The following is a 14,761-nucleotide window of genomic DNA, read 5'->3' on the forward strand; positions in this document are numbered from 1 at the left end:
CGCAGCGAGGCGGTTCATCCGCCGACGCGGCAATCTCTACCAAAATACTTGTCATTGCGAGAAGGCGGTTCATCCGCCGACGTGGCAATCTCTACCAAAAAACTTGTCATTGCGAGAAGGCGGTTCATCCGCCGACGTGGCAATCTCAACCGAAAAAAATGAACCTTTTCGACCGCTGAATTGTATACAGGTTGAAAGGGTCAAGCAGGGGGGTGAGGACTTGACCGATTTTGAGCGCTATGTAGCGGAGTATTCTCCGCAGCTGACGCGCTTTTGCATGAAGCTCTGCGGCAATATCCATGACGCGGAGGATCTGTTTCAGGATACATGGGCGCGGGCTTTTGACAAGATCGATCAGTACCGCCCCGCATACAGCTTTGAGAACTGGCTCTTTGCCATTTGCGCGAATCTGTACAAGAATTCTAAAAAGCTCAAGTACAATTCGTCAAAGGCGGTGTTTGCCACACAGGAGGAAAAGGAGCGCTTTATTCGCTCGATCCCTGCCGAGGAAAAGGACGTTGACGCGTATCTTGACCTGCACACGGCGATGATGGAACTTCCGAAGAAGCATCGTTTGGTGCTCGTGCTGTACTATTTTCGCGCGTTCACACAGCAGGAGATCGCCGAGGTGCTCGACATCCCCGAGGGCACGGTCAAGTCACGCTTGAGCACCGCGAAGAAACTGCTGAAAAGGAGGCTTTATGATGAAGAAGATCAGCGATGAACGTCTGGATAAAATGCTGACCGCCTATTGTGAAGCTGACTGTGAGCAGACCTTCACTTATGATCCTGAGAAGAAAAGGGAGAAGATCGTCCCTTTTGTACACTACCGTAAACAGCTCATTGCCGCGGCGAGTTTGGTACTTGTCAGCGTGCTGAGTTTGATTCTATATTTCTCTTTTGGAAATATAAACAACACCCCTCTCACTGTCGCTCCCTTCTCTCAAAAGACCATCACCCCTTCCTCGACCGAGGGAGGGGGCGGCGGTGATCCCGACCGACAGGACAATACCGCGCCCACCGAGTCAAAGTCTTTTTTACAGCGGATCCATGACTTTTTCTTTCCCGATGACGCTGAGGATGCTTCAAACGGAACATCGCCGACCGAGAAGGGATCCGCCAGTGCCGATAATCCTTCATTGCGGCGCAATCCGTCTACGATTCCGAGCGCGACACAGCCGTCAGATTCACCGATCGATGACCCGCCCAAGGCGACGGAAGCGGGCGATCCCACGCCGATCACGGAGACCCCTACCGAGCCGGATGATCCGCCGTATGTTCCTCCGACCATCCCCATGGATCCGCCGTGGTACGATCCGGAGCCGACCGACCCGCCGGATGAAGGAGATGAACCGGGTTTTAGCGTTCCCACCGAGGGCGGCGGTATGATACCTTTGCCCCCTCCTGAAATCTATGCGCGTTTTGATTCACTTTTGATGGCGGAAGCAACCGATGTGTACTGTAAGGTCTACAGCAGGAGCGGGCTCATCGGCAGTACCGATCTGTATGATCGCTCGCACGAGGCTGCTATCCTCGGTATCGCTCCGCTTTATACAGATGTGCTTTATCGGGTTCCCGACGGATTGATCAACACGCCCGGGGATTATACCTTTATATTCTATGATCAGAACGGAAACGAACTGGCGCGGGTGCAGGAATATTGTGAGTAAGACGACGCGTGTTAATGAAGTTGAAAAGGCTCCCCCGAGGGGAAGGCTAAAAAGGAGGAAAAAACATGAAAAAAGTAATCGCGGTATTATTGACCATGGCGCTGCTGCTGTCGGCATTCGCCGTTACGGCAAGCGCACTGAATGACAACGAGAACGGCGGCTACTACATCGTTTTCAAAAATGACAACTACCGTATCCGTCAGCGCAACCGTTTGCACGCCGAATTCGGACAATGGGTGATCCGCGGCGTCACCCTGAGCACCTCCACGCCCTTCAAGATCGCCTATTCTCAGGACTTGGACGAGGTAAGTAAGCTCTACCCCGAGGGCAACGATTATATCCCGCGCTATAACAGCAGGTGGTATACCGTCGAGTTTACGCCCGACGGCAACTTTGAAGTCGTCGACGGTGATATGGGCTGTTACGACGGCTATGTCAGCGCCTATCCCTGTGAGCCGCCGCAGGAGGATTCGACCGAGTATATCCCTGTGACCGATCAGCAGATGAAGCGGAATCTCTATGAGGACGCGTTCACGCGCTATCTCCCCGATTGGAGAGAGCAATGCACCTATGAAGAGGTCTACTACCATGCCGATCCCCGCTTCGACAGTGTTGATCAACACGATTGGGTGCTGATCAGCGGCTGTGCTTTGCAGCCGATCGAGGGTATCTATTACGGCGTGTTTGACGATGCGGTGGTGTTTTCCTCTGAGTACGCTCCCTTTGAATTCGGCTACGGTGTGTATGACTGCGCCGAGGATACCTATTACAGCATCGCCGATGCATGGAACAGGGGTTATGCCGATCTGCACGATGTGTTTATCAACAGAGTGAGCTCCGAAAACGATGTCGATCTTCTCGGCGATGCGGATAATGACGGCGAATTGACGATCCTCGACGCGACCATGATCCAACGCTCCTTGATCGATTTGACGGATCTCGACGAATCAAGCTGGTGGTTTGAGCATTGCGGCAACAATTTCGGCACGCGCTTGACCTCCCTTGCGGATTATGACGCGGATGGTTTGGTGGATGTGATCGACGTGACCCGTATCCAGCGTGCATTGATCGGCATTCCGCTGTATCACCACAGCTTTACCGCGGGCGTAACGATCAGCAAAAACACCGACGGCAAGATCATCGCGCAGGCGGCGTCCTCCTTCGGCTCAGCGCCGGTGCAGTATCAATATCGGATCGAGGGCGGGGTATACGCGCACTCGGTTTACAGCGACGATTTCGGCAAGTTCTATCCCGACGACGTTGACCCCGAACCGGGCAATTTTCAGATCACGACCGGTTATATCGACGACAGTTCGGTGGAGATCCCCGCGACAAGTCTGACCTATAACGATCACTTTACCCTGACGGTCACGGCGAGAGATCGTAGCGGTAAAGAAAGTCAAACGGCAGTTTTGTATTTTAAGATCGTTTATTAGGGCTTGCTTAATAAATTGCGTTTTGTCATTTTTTAAACAAGCCCGGTTCTCCTGTATATTTTCAACAAGCATTCAGTTTCTGAAGTGAAAAGCGGAGCAGCTGCGTCTGTTCCGCTTTTTGCTGTATTTTATGTCGGAGGAAATCGTAGGGATGACCGGTGTTTCATTGATCGAAAATGTGAGATAGGAGAGAAACGTTTCTGTCGTGCGGACGAGCAGTGCTCGTCCCTACGGAAGTGCTCATCTCCTCAACGGACATTGCATTATGACCAATGCCCTGCCGCGGGAGCACCAAGGCGCTCCCCTACAAATCCTCTGCGGCGTTGTGCTCTCGGGACGATGTAAACGTCGTCCCCTACAATTCGATGCAGCGTTTTCTGTAGGGGAGGGTCTCGACCCTCCCGAAACTTCGCCGATAAACGTCACCCAACCGCGAAGCAGATGAAACCTATTGTAGGGGAGGGGCTTGTTACTCAGCCGCAGACGGCACCCCTCTGCCCTTCGGGCACCTCCCCAGCGGGGAGACCCCTCCCGTAACCTATCCAATATATCTCACCCAACCGCGAAGCAAATGAAGCATATTGTAGGGGATGACGCTTGCGACATCCCGAAACCTATCCGTATAACGCCATCCAACCGCGGAGCAGATCCACCCGCGACCTCGACAAATCCTCTCCACCCCGATCATTGCGAAAAACACGTCTTTTTTCGGCGATTTCCATCAAGATTGACCTTGACTTATCCGCTGTGTTCGTCTATAATTAACATAAGCGTAGCCGGGTTCATCGCTATGATTGAAATCGGCTTTGTATCAAACCTTAAAGGAGGAAAAAGCTTATGTATTACACAGCAGAAGTATCGAATATGTGCCCGGTCGCTAAGGGCGCGTATCACGGTCCCGCTCCCATCCCGGAGGAGGGTCAGTGGATACAGGCAAAGGAAATCAAGGATATTTCCGGTTTCACACACGGCATCGGCTGGTGCGCTCCCCAGCAGGGCGCCTGCAAGCTCACACTGAACGTCAAGGAAGGTATCATCGAAGAGGCGCTGGTCGAGACGATCGGCTGCTCCGGCATGACCCATTCCGCCGCGATGGCGTCTGAGATCCTGATCGGCAAGACTCTCTTAGAGGCGCTGAACACCGACCTCGTTTGCGACGCGATCAACACCGCTATGCGCGAGCTGTTCTTACAGATCGTTTACGGCAGAACCCAGAGCGCTTTCTCTGAGGGCGGCCTGTTAGTCGGCGCATCCCTCGAGGACCTCGGTAAGGGTCTGCGTTCTCAGGTAGGTACCATGTTCGCTACCCGCGAAAAGGGTCCCCGTTACCTCGAGATGACCGAGGGCTATTGCTCTCAGGTCGCGCTGAACAAGGATAACGAGATCATCGGCTACGAGTTCATCAGCTTCGGCAAAATGATGGACTTCATCAAGGCCGGTATGGACGCTAATGAAGCGATCGAGAAGGCGAAGGGCCACTACGGTCAGTGGGACAACGCGGCGAAGTATATCGACCCGCGTAAAGACTAAGGGAGGTGCACAGTATGGCTTTATTTGAAAACTACGACAGACGTATAGAGAAAATCAACGGCGTACTCGCTGAGTACGGTATCGCTTCTGTTGAAGAAGCGCGCGAGATCTGCAAGGCTGCCGGCTTCGATCCCTATGAGATCGCCAAGGGCATCCAGCCGATCTGCTTCGAGAACGTATGCTGGGCTTACTGTGTAGGCGCCGCTATCGCGTTGAAGGCAGGCGTGAAGTCCGCCGAAGAGGCTGCCCGCTACATCGGTATCGGTCTGCAGAGCTTCTGCATCGATGGCTCCGTCGCTGAGAACCGCAAGGTCGGTATCGGCCACGGCAACCTCGCCGCTATGCTGCTTTCCAACGACACCAAGTGCTTCGCGTTCCTCGCGGGTCACGAGTCTTTCGCTGCCGCTGAAGGCGCGATCGGTATCGTCCGCAACGCGAACAAGGTTCGTCAGCAGCCCCTGCGCGTTATCCTCAACGGCTTGGGCAAAGACGCCGCTCAGATCATCTCCCGTATCAACGGCTTTACCTATGTACAGACTCAGTTCGATTACTTCACCGGCGAGCTGAAGATTGTCAAGGAGATCCCCTATTCCGAGACCGAGCGTGCTAACGTCCGCTGCTACGGCGCCGACGACGTTCGCGAGGGCGTTGCGATCATGCACAACGAGGGTGTTGACGTATCGATCACCGGTAACTCCACCAACCCCACCCGCTTCCAGCATCCTGTCGCGGGTACCTATAAGAAGGAATGCAATGAGCAGGGCAAGAAGTACTTCTCCGTTGCGTCCGGCGGCGGTACAGGCCGTACCCTGCATCCCGACAACATGGCGGCAGGTCCCGCTTCCTACGGCATGACCGACACCATGGGTCGTATGCACAGTGATGCTCAGTTCGCGGGTTCCTCTTCCGTTCCCGCTCACGTTGAGATGATGGGCTTCCTCGGCATGGGTAACAACCCCATGGTCGGCGCTACCGTCGCGGTAGCTGTCGCGATCCAGAACAGCCTGAAATAATTCTCACGGTATCGGGTGAACGCGTGTTCATCCCGCACTGAGCCTAACCGAAACACAAACTCCGAGGACTTAACCGCCCTCGGAGTTTTTTGTTAATAATACATATTATATCTATTGACAATCATGATTTAATCATTATAATATAATTATGGATAACATTAATTTTGAATGGGATACTAATAAAAATATAAAGAATATTAATAAGCACAATGTTTCGTTTGAAGAAGCGGCAAGCGTGTTTTTCGATGAAGAAGCGCTGATGATACCCGACCCCGATCATTCACAGCAGGAAGAAAGGTTTTTGCTATTGGGGTACAGCGAATATGCGAAGCTGTTAGTGGTATGTCACTGCTACCGTGAATCAAATGTGATACGGATCATCTCGGCGCGAAAAGCGAACAAGCGAGAGAGTAATACTTATTATGAGAGGTGTGAGTAATATGAGAGAAGAATATGATTTTTCCAAAGGAGTAAAAAACCCTTACGCCAAGAAATTGAAGAAGCAGATATCTATTAATATCGACGGCAGTGTGATCGACTATTTCAAGCAGCAGGCGAATGAGACCGGGATCCCTTACCAGACCTTGATCAATCTGTATCTCGCCGACTGCGTAGAAAAAAAGAAGAAGCTGAAACTGGATTGGGTTTCATGACAGTTGATCGATATATCAAATAACCGATAAAAGCTCCGAGGGCATATGCTCCCGGAGCTTTTGACTTATCGCGCGGATTGGTGTATCATAGTGACAGAATCATAAGGAACAGTAAATTGGAGGCGATGACATGATGGATCACGGCAAGCTTGCGGAGGAGAATTTCCGCAAGGGCTATAACTGCGCCCAGAGCGTGCTTCTCGCGTTCGGCGATGTGACCGGACTGGATGACAAGACGGCGGCGATGCTCTCATCCTCCTTCGGCGGAGGATTGGGCAGACTGCGTGAGCTCTGCGGCACGGTATCGGGCGCGGCGATGGTGCTCGGACTGGTACAGGGCTACGCCGATCCCGATGATCCAGAGGCGAAGACGGCGCATTATCACCGTGTGCAGGAATTCGCTCGACGCTTCAGGGAGAAGAACGGCTCGATCATCTGCCGCGAATTATTATCCGGCGTTCAGACCGTCGAGGGAAACGACCCCGAACAGAGAACGGATGCGTATTATAAAAAGCGCCCATGTCCCGCGCTGTGCCGCTGTGCCGCCGAGATACTGGACGAAATGCTAATAAAATGACAAAGACCGCTCGATCATCGAGCGGTCTTTTGTCAAAAAGGAGTTGTCAAGAATAGTAGGAGTGTTTTGTTAATAAGGAGTATTCTATATGAGGAGTTCTCATGCAAATGAAGGATTAGCAAATGCTTTTTGGTTACAGTCATGGCCTTGAGGCGTTGCGCGAATCATTGGCGATAGCTGATTGGGTTACAACTCCTTCACCCCAGCGCCTCTGTGACTGTGATATTATCATAAACTATAGTTATGTCGAAAGTTTGATGAATTTGTGAATGATATGTGAAAAGTGGTTATCATCCGAAATTTTCATCTTTTGACGGAGGGGTGCCGCCCGCTGTCGCAAATGCTCCGGCGGGCGACGAAGGGGGATGGTTTTGGAAAAGAAGGAGTTTCTCAAATAAAAGGAGTATATATATAACGGAACAATGTCCGGAAATGCTTGTGTATGTGAATCGTTGATCGATAATGGATCGTGCTTATTTGACGGGGGACTGAGTCGGTGCCTGCGTCGGAGTCTGTGTGGGCGCTTGTTTTTGCGCCTGCATCAGTACCTTAGCGGGTGCTTGTGTAGGAGCCGCGGTGGGCTTTTGCGCGGGAGCCTGCGTCGGCTTTTGTGCAGGCTTCTCTGTCGCCTTTTGGGTCGACTTTTTGGTTTCCTTTTGCACGACCTTTTTCTTTTCGATGGGAGTGGGTTTTACCTTGGCGGTCGTCGTGGTGGGCTGCGCCTTATTCTTCGCGGCGCGGTTGCTCTTATCGACATTTGATGTGATCGCCGTCTTTTTTGTTTCATTGGCGAGATTTTGGTTGCAGGCGACGAATGCCGCTGTGCCGGTGGCAATGGTTGCCGCGGCAATCAGGATCGCCGCTATCACCTTGACGCTTGTATTCTTTTTCTTCTTCGGCGTCGGCTCCTGTTGTGCCTTTTTCACCTCTGCCATGTTATTGATATCGATCATGTTCTTGTTTGTGTTTTTCATGTTCCTTGCTCCTTGTTGTTTTCTTTGTCTATATCATAGCAGGGTGACTGTGACAAGATACAGACAAACAACCGGACATAATGAAAAAATTTGAAAAAAATAAAAAGACGGCTCAAATTGCGAGCCGTCCCAGCTTATCGAAAAAGTATCGATATAATATAAGCAGTTGATTTCCAAGGCTCCTTTTGGTAAAAGGAGCTGTCGCCCGTTGGCGACTGAGGAATTGCATTAATTGATCGACCGAAGGGAGAAACCCACTAATTATCAAGGCTTGATCGACACTGTTCTTATGGTAACTCGCTTTGCTCAAACAATTGATACAATTCATCCGCCTCCATTCGGAGGTACCTTCCTTTCCCAAAGGAAGGCTATTATAGGGTCTCTACAGACTGAGACGACTCAAATCGTGAGCCGTCCCAGCTTATCGAAAAAGTATCGATATAATATAAGCAGTTGATTTCCAAGGCTCCTTTTGGTAAAAGGAGCTGTCGCCTGTTGGCGACTGAGGAATTGCATTAATTGATCGACCGAAGGGAGAAACCCACTAATTATCAAGGCTTGATCGACACTGTTCTTATGGTAACTCGCTTTGCTCAAACAATTGATACAATTCATCCGCCTCCATTCGGAGGCACCTTCCTTTCCCAAAGGAAGGCTATTATAGGTTTTCTACAGACTGAGACGGCTCAAATCGTGAGCCGTCCTTAGGTCAGTAGTTACACATTCGGATTCTTTGTGCCGCAGCCGGGGCAGAATTTTTCGTCATCATGCAGTGTTCTGCCGCAGTTTTCGCAGACCGTTTCGTTTTGCTCCTCATGTTCGACAGCGGGTGCGTCCCCTTTTACATCCGGCTCCTCCGGCGCGGGATCGGCGTCCTTCGGCTGATCCTCTTCCAGCCGTGCGGCGCACTTGAGGCAAAAAACGTAGCCCGGATCATTCACCGTGCCGCATTGCGGACAGATCTTGCCGTTACCGGGCGTCGGTGCGGGAGCAGGCGCAGGATTGTTCATCGGCGTCTGTACGGGGACATAGACGACCTGCTGTACCGGCGCGGGCGGGGTATACGGCGGGTTGACGATCTCGATATGCGCCCTGCCGTCCCACGAGGCGTAGATGTTCACCTGTGCGTTATTATCGGGCAAAAAGATGTTGCGCGCATAGTTCTTCCTGCCGATCTGCAAAGTGATCCTGTGCGAGCCGTAGGGGATATGGAACGAAAAGCGCTGACCGCTGACAAAGTACTGTACCTGTCCGGAAAACAGAAAGCGCACGATCATCGTCACACCGGGGTTGATCGAATAGTATTGGATATTCAGATTCGGGCTGTCGGCTGCGGGCATATTCGGAGTCGCCTGCGCTGCCTGCGCCGTATAAGCGGCGTCACGAACATTCACCTGTCTGCCGCAGAAACGACAGTACTGAAACTGTCTGGAATCATCCATGTCGTCGATCATGCCGCATTGGGGGCACTGCATTTTGATGTACATACCTTCACCTTCTGTTGATAATCTTTGTTTTATTATACAACCGCCGTCCCTGATTTTCAAGCCTCAGTATGGCGGCAATGCGGGATGGAGTGAACCGCGCGGACGGAAAAATCGAGATTACACTTGCTTATAATTCCTTTGTATAGTAAAATAAACCTATATCGTCAGGTCGAACCATAAGGCAGATCACCTTTTTTCGATCCGGCGGATTCCCAAAAGGTGTTAAGGTATGAAAACAAAAGACAAAAAACACAGTATATTCGCACAAATCAAATACATCCTCGACAAGAGCTACCGCGACAATATCCCCGCGCTGGCGGGACAGTCCGCGTTCTTCCTCTTGCTGTCCGCGATCCCGCTGATCCTGTTTGTGTTCTCGATGTTCTCGCTGCTGACCGGCAAGGATATCAAGGCGTCGGATTTTTCCATGGTCACTTCTCAGCAAGCGTTCCCTTATGCCGAAAAGCTGGTGAACTACATCGTCGATTCCGTCCACAAGGCGACCTCGGGCACCGCGATCATCACGGCGGTCATCATGCTGTGGTCAGCCGGCAAGGGCATGTACTGCATCACCGACGGTATCCTGCGCGTTTACCGTATCCCGAATAACAAGTTTTGGGTGCTCAAGCGCATCTACGCGATGGGCTACACCATCGTGATGCTCCTGATCCTGCTGGGTGGACTGGTCGTCGTTCTGGCGAACATCTTCTTAGCGTCCTCGATCTCCGAACTTTTGGGCGGCGGACAGAAGATCCATTGGCTGGTGATCGCGCTGATGCAATTGCTGTTTTCTCTGCTGCAAACGCTGTTGATGGCATGGGCGCTCAAGCTGTTTTTGCGCAATAAGGTCAAGCGCTCCTACACCACCATCCGCGCGCTGTTCCCGGGTATGCTGCTCACCATGATCGCGTGGAAGGTCCTCACCTACGGCATCGTCATTTATCTGCGCAATTTTGCGGCGTCGTCGGTATACGGCAGCTTAGCCGGTTTGTTCATGGTGATGGTCTGGGTGTACTTTTTGACCTACCTGCTGTTGTACGGCATCCAGATCAACTATGTCTATCGCAAGGAGTTCAGCACCTTCCGATTGTTCAAGCGAAAGAAAAAGGAAGAAGCGCAGACCGCGCCCGAATCGGCAGAAAAGGAGTGATCGTATGAAGTGGTTCAAGCACAATTCCGTCAGCCGTTTCGAGGTCGAGCCCTATGATCCGACCACCCAGAAGGCGGTGATCCGCAGCTCCATCTGCACGGGAGAGAAGGTCGCGGGCTTCAAGAGCAAGCGCGACGGACATTTTACCGAGGTCATGCTCATCCGCAATAAAAAGGATGAAGAAAAGTTCAAAGAGATGTACAAGGTCGATTCACTCCCGGTCGAGTATTGATCAAAGACATATCGCAACCGGCCGCCGTGTCCGTGTGACGCGGCGGTTTTTGTATGCAGATAAGCGGTGTTGGGGAGGGATAACGTTTACTGTAGGGGAGGGGCGTTGTTTGGTGAATGGTGAATGGTGAATAGTGAATGGTTGAGGGAGGGCTTCGCCCTCACCCATTGGTAGTTGACGTTGTATCGCCTGTTGTAGGGGAGGGGCTTGCTGCTCAGCCGCAGACGGCACCCCTCTGCCCTTCGGGCACCTCCCCAGCGGGGAGACCCCTCCCGAAACGTTTCCGATATTTCCCATTCAAATGCGGAGCAAATCACATTTGCTGTAGGGTACGGCATTTATGACGTACCGCAGAATGACGGACGTTTTTGTTATCGAAAGCGTGAAATAGGGGAGAAACGTTTTTGCCGTGCGGACGAGCATTGCTCGTCCCTACGGAAATGTTTCGTTTTCTCAACCAACATGGTTCGTTATCAAACGCCCTGCCGCGGGAGCACCAAGGCACTCCCCTACAAATATGCTGAAACGTTTAATGTAGGGGAGGGGCTTGTTGCTCAGCCGCAGACGGCACCCCTCTGCCCTTCGGGCACCTCCCCAGCGGGGAGACCCCTCCCGAAACGTTTCCGATATTTCCCAAAGGAAGGCTATATTAATCTGAAAATCCCTATAGCATTCTGCGCGCAAATCTGTTATACTGATAACAGCAATCCTTTCAACAGGAGGAACATCCATGAAGAAGAGCGTCATCACCTTGTTGATCGTCGCGATCATACTCAGCCTCACCGCTTGCGGCGGCGGCGCGACTCCCGACAGCGCTTCACCCGATACAGCGACCGCCGATCAGACTGCAGATAATCCCTACAATCTGGTCAGCAGCGTCAAGGTTTATCAAAAGGACGCGGCGCAGGGGTTCTGGATCCCGCAGAACACGACGACCGTTGAATATGACAGGACCTATCCCGTTCGGTTCACCACCGTGAACGAGGACGATCCGGAGCATCCCAAAATCACCGCGTGCGCGTATACCTTCGACGAGGAAAATCCCCTGACCCGCGTTGACACGGTCAATACCTCGAGCGCCAAAACGACGGCGGAGTATCAGAACGGCAGACTGTCCACTGTCAATACCGTGTCCGCCTCCAAGACGTCTTCGACGGTGTATCAGTACGGCGGCGATGACGATTATTATACGCTTGCGTTGACGGAGACCCGCAGGGATGAGAGCGGGGATGATCCCGCCGTCACCAATGAAGAGGTCGATTCCGTGATCGTGACGACCCAAAACGGTCTGCTCAAAACCACCTCCGATTCCGGCGTCTATGCCAACCGGGCGGACGGCGACAAAAAGGAGTGGCAGCGCCTGCGCGGTATCTATACCGCCGACTATGACGACGACGGGATCATCAGCGTGATGACCGGCGATCTCGGCAAGGACGGCAAGCGCGCGGAAAAGCGCTTTGTCACCACCCGCGACGGCGGTAGGATCACCGAGATCGTCGAGGAGATCCCCGGCGACGATGACAGCTGGACACAGTTGATGAAGTACGAATTCGCGTACAATGATACCGCGATCACCCCTATGCGCTACAGCCTGATGATGAACTGGTTTCTCGCCGGCGGCGACAATCAGTACTATCACTATCACTGGTATTGATCCGCATTTTGCTCACTGCAAGGAGATTTTATGAAAAGCAATCGCACAGACCTGATCCACGACCCCTCGGGCTTTGTTCTGCTCTCGGAGCATGTGCCCGGTATCATCCAGGAGATCCGCTATTTCTCCACCTATAATTTCATCGGCGACCGCATCGACGGCTATGAGGAGCCTTGCGCGCTGTTGACCATCGAGGCGGCAAGGGCGCTGAATGCAGTCAGCAAGGAGATGCTGGTGCACGGCTACCGCCTCAAGGTGTTCGACGCCTATCGTCCCGTCAGCGCGGTCAAGCACTTCATCCTGTGGGGCATCGAGGATCAGGATATCCGCATGAAGCAGTATTTCTACCCCGATCTGCAAAAGCAGGAGCTCTTCGCAAAGGGCTATATCGCCAAGCAGTCCTCCCACAGCCGCGGCAGTACGATCGATTTGACCCTGCTGGATATGGCGACCGGCAAGGAGCTCGACATGGGCAGTCCGTTCGACCGCTTCGGCGAGGTATCACATCCCGATTATCGCGGTATCACACAGGAGCAGTATGAGAACCGTATGCTCCTGCGCCGTGCCATGCTCCGCGGAGGCTTTGAGCCGATCGACTGCGAATGGTGGCATTTCACACTCACTGACGAACCCTATCCCGATACATATTTTGACTTCCCGGTATCGTCGGAGTACCTGAGAAAATAATGCGCGTGATATAGAAGAAAGCGCGTTGTCCGATCCCGGAGGCATTTTATGAATCAATTCTTGTGGCTGTTGCTGGTCATCATGGCGATCGTGATGTGGTCGGCAACCAGCCTGCTTTACAAAGCGGGTGTTCCGAAAGAAAAAGAGAAGCACATCAGCTTAAAATATTCCGTTTGCATCGGAATGGTGTTTTTCGTGATCGCGGTCGTCTATCTGATCTTACGCGACGAACCGTTCACCATTTGGGAAAGCGCCGTAAGATTCTGGCCGATGACGGTGTTCGGCGTGGTATACGCGATCGTCAACACGATCTCCGTCAAAGGCTATGTCTATAATGAGGCGACGGTTGAATCTCCCGTAGAGGGGATCAGCGGCGGCGTATCTACCATCCTGCTGATCATCATGTACCTCGCCCTCGGACGAGTCGATTCCGTTTCCGCACTGTTGACGCCGCTGCGGACGGCGGGAATATTGGTGATCGTGATCAGCATCATCCTGCTGTCGACGGTTCGCAACAGAGAGAACCGCAACGATCCGCGGTATCAAAAGGCGGGCTGGATGAGTCGGGGCTTAGGCACGCTGATCTTCCCGGTCCTGTTCTCTGTCATTGACGCGCTGGAAACGATCGTCACCGGTATTTGTCTGGACACGACCTACGGCTATTCGATGCCGGAGGGGGACAGCATCATTATCGTCGGCATGGAATACGCGGTGTTTGCCTTCGGATTCTGGATCTATATCTTGATCACGGAAAAGAAGCCCTACAATCCCTTCACCAAGCAGAGCGCGCCCCGCATCCTCGGCGCGGTCGCGGATAATGTCGGCATCGTGTTTTACAGCTATGCCATGGCGATTAACTCGGTCTCGACCGATCCGCTGCTTGCGGTATACCCGGTCTTTGTCATGATCGGCGGCCGTATCTTTATGAAAGAAAAGGTCAGCAAGCAGCAGTACATCCTCCTGCTCGGGATCGTCGCGGGAAGCGTGATGGTGATCGCGGACACCGTTTTTATATGATCTGTTCGGAAAGTAAAAGCAGGCTGTGCTCTCATGGAGAGTACAGCCTGTTGTTGTATGGATGAAATGGACTCAGATATAGATGATTTCATCAAAGCGATCCGCAAGTTCATGGAAATGCAGACCTTGACCGCGCCGATGCTCAGAGAGTTGATCGACCATATCGATGTATTTGAGAAAAAGGGCAACAGCAAACATTACACCCAGCGGATCGCGATCTATTATCGTTTTGTCGGCTATATCGAAATTCCCACAGAGCCGGATTACGAAAACTATACTGCCGATACAAGGCAGGGCGTAAAGGTGGAATATCTGCCCACGGATATGTTCCCGAGCCAGCATGGAAAAACAGCCTGACAACGCAACCCAATAAAAACAAAGCAGGAGCAGATCGAAATCTGCTCCTGCATGGAAAAATCACAAAAGAAAATGAGTGTTGATAACTTAAGTCCGTTATCAACACTCATACTGGTCGGAGTGAAGTAGGTTTCATTCATTCGCTCACAGGTTACCTCGTCTTAGGAGCGCCCAGCGGGCGACAGGAGAGGATCAACGCTCTCGCTGTTATGTAGTGACATTTGTCAAGAGGGAAAGCGCAATTTATTTCACAACTATTTTGTTTTTTGAGAACATCTCAAAAGAGTTTTAGAAAAACAGTCATCGGCATTGGCCACTCTGTTA

Annotated in this window: 16 protein-coding genes; 14 read left to right on the forward strand and 2 right to left on the reverse strand. The window is 52.2% G+C overall.

Annotated features, from left to right (window positions below; genetic code table 11):
- Nucleotides 1-220 precede the first annotated feature (220 nt).
- The 8 genes from JKK62_RS16075 to JKK62_RS16110 all read left to right on the forward strand — a co-directional run bounded on the left by JKK62_RS16075 (nucleotide 221) and on the right by JKK62_RS16110 (nucleotide 6,879).
- Entirely contained in the window at nucleotides 221-724 is a 504-nt protein-coding gene (locus tag JKK62_RS16075; protein ID WP_201428809.1) for an RNA polymerase sigma factor, read from the forward strand.
- A complete protein-coding gene (locus tag JKK62_RS16080; RefSeq protein ID WP_207752215.1) occupies nucleotides 702-1,670 on the forward strand; it encodes a hypothetical protein in 969 nt (322 codons plus the stop codon). The genes JKK62_RS16075 and JKK62_RS16080 overlap by 23 nt, the downstream gene beginning before the upstream one ends.
- 65 nt (nucleotides 1,671-1,735) lie before the next feature.
- Entirely contained in the window at nucleotides 1,736-3,106 is a 1,371-nt protein-coding gene (locus tag JKK62_RS16085) for a dockerin type I repeat-containing protein (RefSeq protein WP_201428811.1), read from the forward strand.
- A gap of 837 nt (nucleotides 3,107-3,943) precedes the next feature.
- Complete coding sequence (locus tag JKK62_RS16090) at nucleotides 3,944-4,636, forward strand: iron-sulfur cluster assembly scaffold protein (protein ID WP_201428812.1); 693 nt, start codon at nucleotides 3,944-3,946, stop codon at nucleotides 4,634-4,636.
- 14 nt (nucleotides 4,637-4,650) lie between these two features.
- Nucleotides 4,651-5,649 carry a GGGtGRT protein gene (locus JKK62_RS16095; protein WP_201428813.1) on the forward strand — a complete coding sequence of 333 codons (999 nt, stop codon included), beginning with the start codon at nucleotides 4,651-4,653 and terminating at the stop codon, nucleotides 5,647-5,649.
- A 148-nt stretch (nucleotides 5,650-5,797) separates the two neighbouring features.
- A complete protein-coding gene (locus JKK62_RS16100; RefSeq protein WP_201428814.1) occupies nucleotides 5,798-6,088 on the forward strand; it encodes a BrnT family toxin in 291 nt (96 codons plus the stop codon).
- Nucleotide 6,089: 1 nt separating this feature from the next.
- On the forward strand, nucleotides 6,090-6,302 hold the full coding sequence (locus JKK62_RS16105; RefSeq protein ID WP_201428824.1) for a CopG family antitoxin: 213 nt from the start codon (nucleotides 6,090-6,092) through the stop codon (nucleotides 6,300-6,302).
- A gap of 130 nt (nucleotides 6,303-6,432) precedes the next feature.
- Complete coding sequence (locus JKK62_RS16110) at nucleotides 6,433-6,879, forward strand: C-GCAxxG-C-C family protein (RefSeq protein ID WP_201428815.1); 447 nt, start codon at nucleotides 6,433-6,435, stop codon at nucleotides 6,877-6,879.
- A gap of 473 nt (nucleotides 6,880-7,352) precedes the next feature.
- Here the strand turns inward: JKK62_RS16110 and JKK62_RS16115 are convergent, their stop codons facing one another.
- Nucleotides 7,353-7,853 (reverse strand): hypothetical protein, encoded by a 501-nt coding sequence (locus JKK62_RS16115; protein WP_201428816.1) that lies wholly within the window; start codon nucleotides 7,851-7,853, stop codon nucleotides 7,353-7,355.
- A gap of 716 nt (nucleotides 7,854-8,569) precedes the next feature.
- The gene (locus tag JKK62_RS16120) at nucleotides 8,570-9,340 is read right to left on the reverse strand and encodes a zinc ribbon domain-containing protein (RefSeq protein WP_201428817.1); all 771 of its coding nucleotides are present in this window, start codon (nucleotides 9,338-9,340) and stop codon (nucleotides 8,570-8,572) included.
- Nucleotides 9,341-9,569: 229 nt separating this feature from the next.
- Between JKK62_RS16120 and JKK62_RS16125 the strand changes: the two genes are divergently transcribed.
- From JKK62_RS16125 to JKK62_RS16150, 6 genes are all read left to right on the forward strand, one after another.
- Entirely contained in the window at nucleotides 9,570-10,490 is a 921-nt protein-coding gene (locus tag JKK62_RS16125) for a YihY/virulence factor BrkB family protein (RefSeq protein WP_201428818.1), read from the forward strand.
- A 4-nt stretch (nucleotides 10,491-10,494) separates the two neighbouring features.
- Nucleotides 10,495-10,722, forward strand: a complete 228-nt coding sequence (locus JKK62_RS16130) for an aspartate dehydrogenase (RefSeq protein WP_201428819.1) — start codon at nucleotides 10,495-10,497, stop codon at nucleotides 10,720-10,722.
- Between the two features lie 730 nt (nucleotides 10,723-11,452).
- Nucleotides 11,453-12,376: an LptM family lipoprotein gene (locus JKK62_RS16135; RefSeq protein ID WP_201428820.1), complete on the forward strand. Its 924-nt coding sequence runs from the start codon at nucleotides 11,453-11,455 to the stop codon at nucleotides 12,374-12,376.
- Nucleotides 12,377-12,406: 30 nt separating this feature from the next.
- Nucleotides 12,407-13,063 carry a M15 family metallopeptidase gene (locus JKK62_RS16140; RefSeq protein WP_201428821.1) on the forward strand — a complete coding sequence of 219 codons (657 nt, stop codon included), beginning with the start codon at nucleotides 12,407-12,409 and terminating at the stop codon, nucleotides 13,061-13,063.
- Nucleotides 13,064-13,111: 48 nt separating this feature from the next.
- Complete coding sequence (locus JKK62_RS16145; protein ID WP_201428822.1) at nucleotides 13,112-14,080, forward strand: EamA family transporter; 969 nt, start codon at nucleotides 13,112-13,114, stop codon at nucleotides 14,078-14,080.
- A gap of 66 nt (nucleotides 14,081-14,146) precedes the next feature.
- Nucleotides 14,147-14,437: a DUF4368 domain-containing protein gene (locus JKK62_RS16150; RefSeq protein ID WP_201428823.1), complete on the forward strand. Its 291-nt coding sequence runs from the start codon at nucleotides 14,147-14,149 to the stop codon at nucleotides 14,435-14,437.
- Nucleotides 14,438-14,761 lie beyond the last annotated feature (324 nt).

The organism is Ruminococcus difficilis (assembly GCF_016680995.1).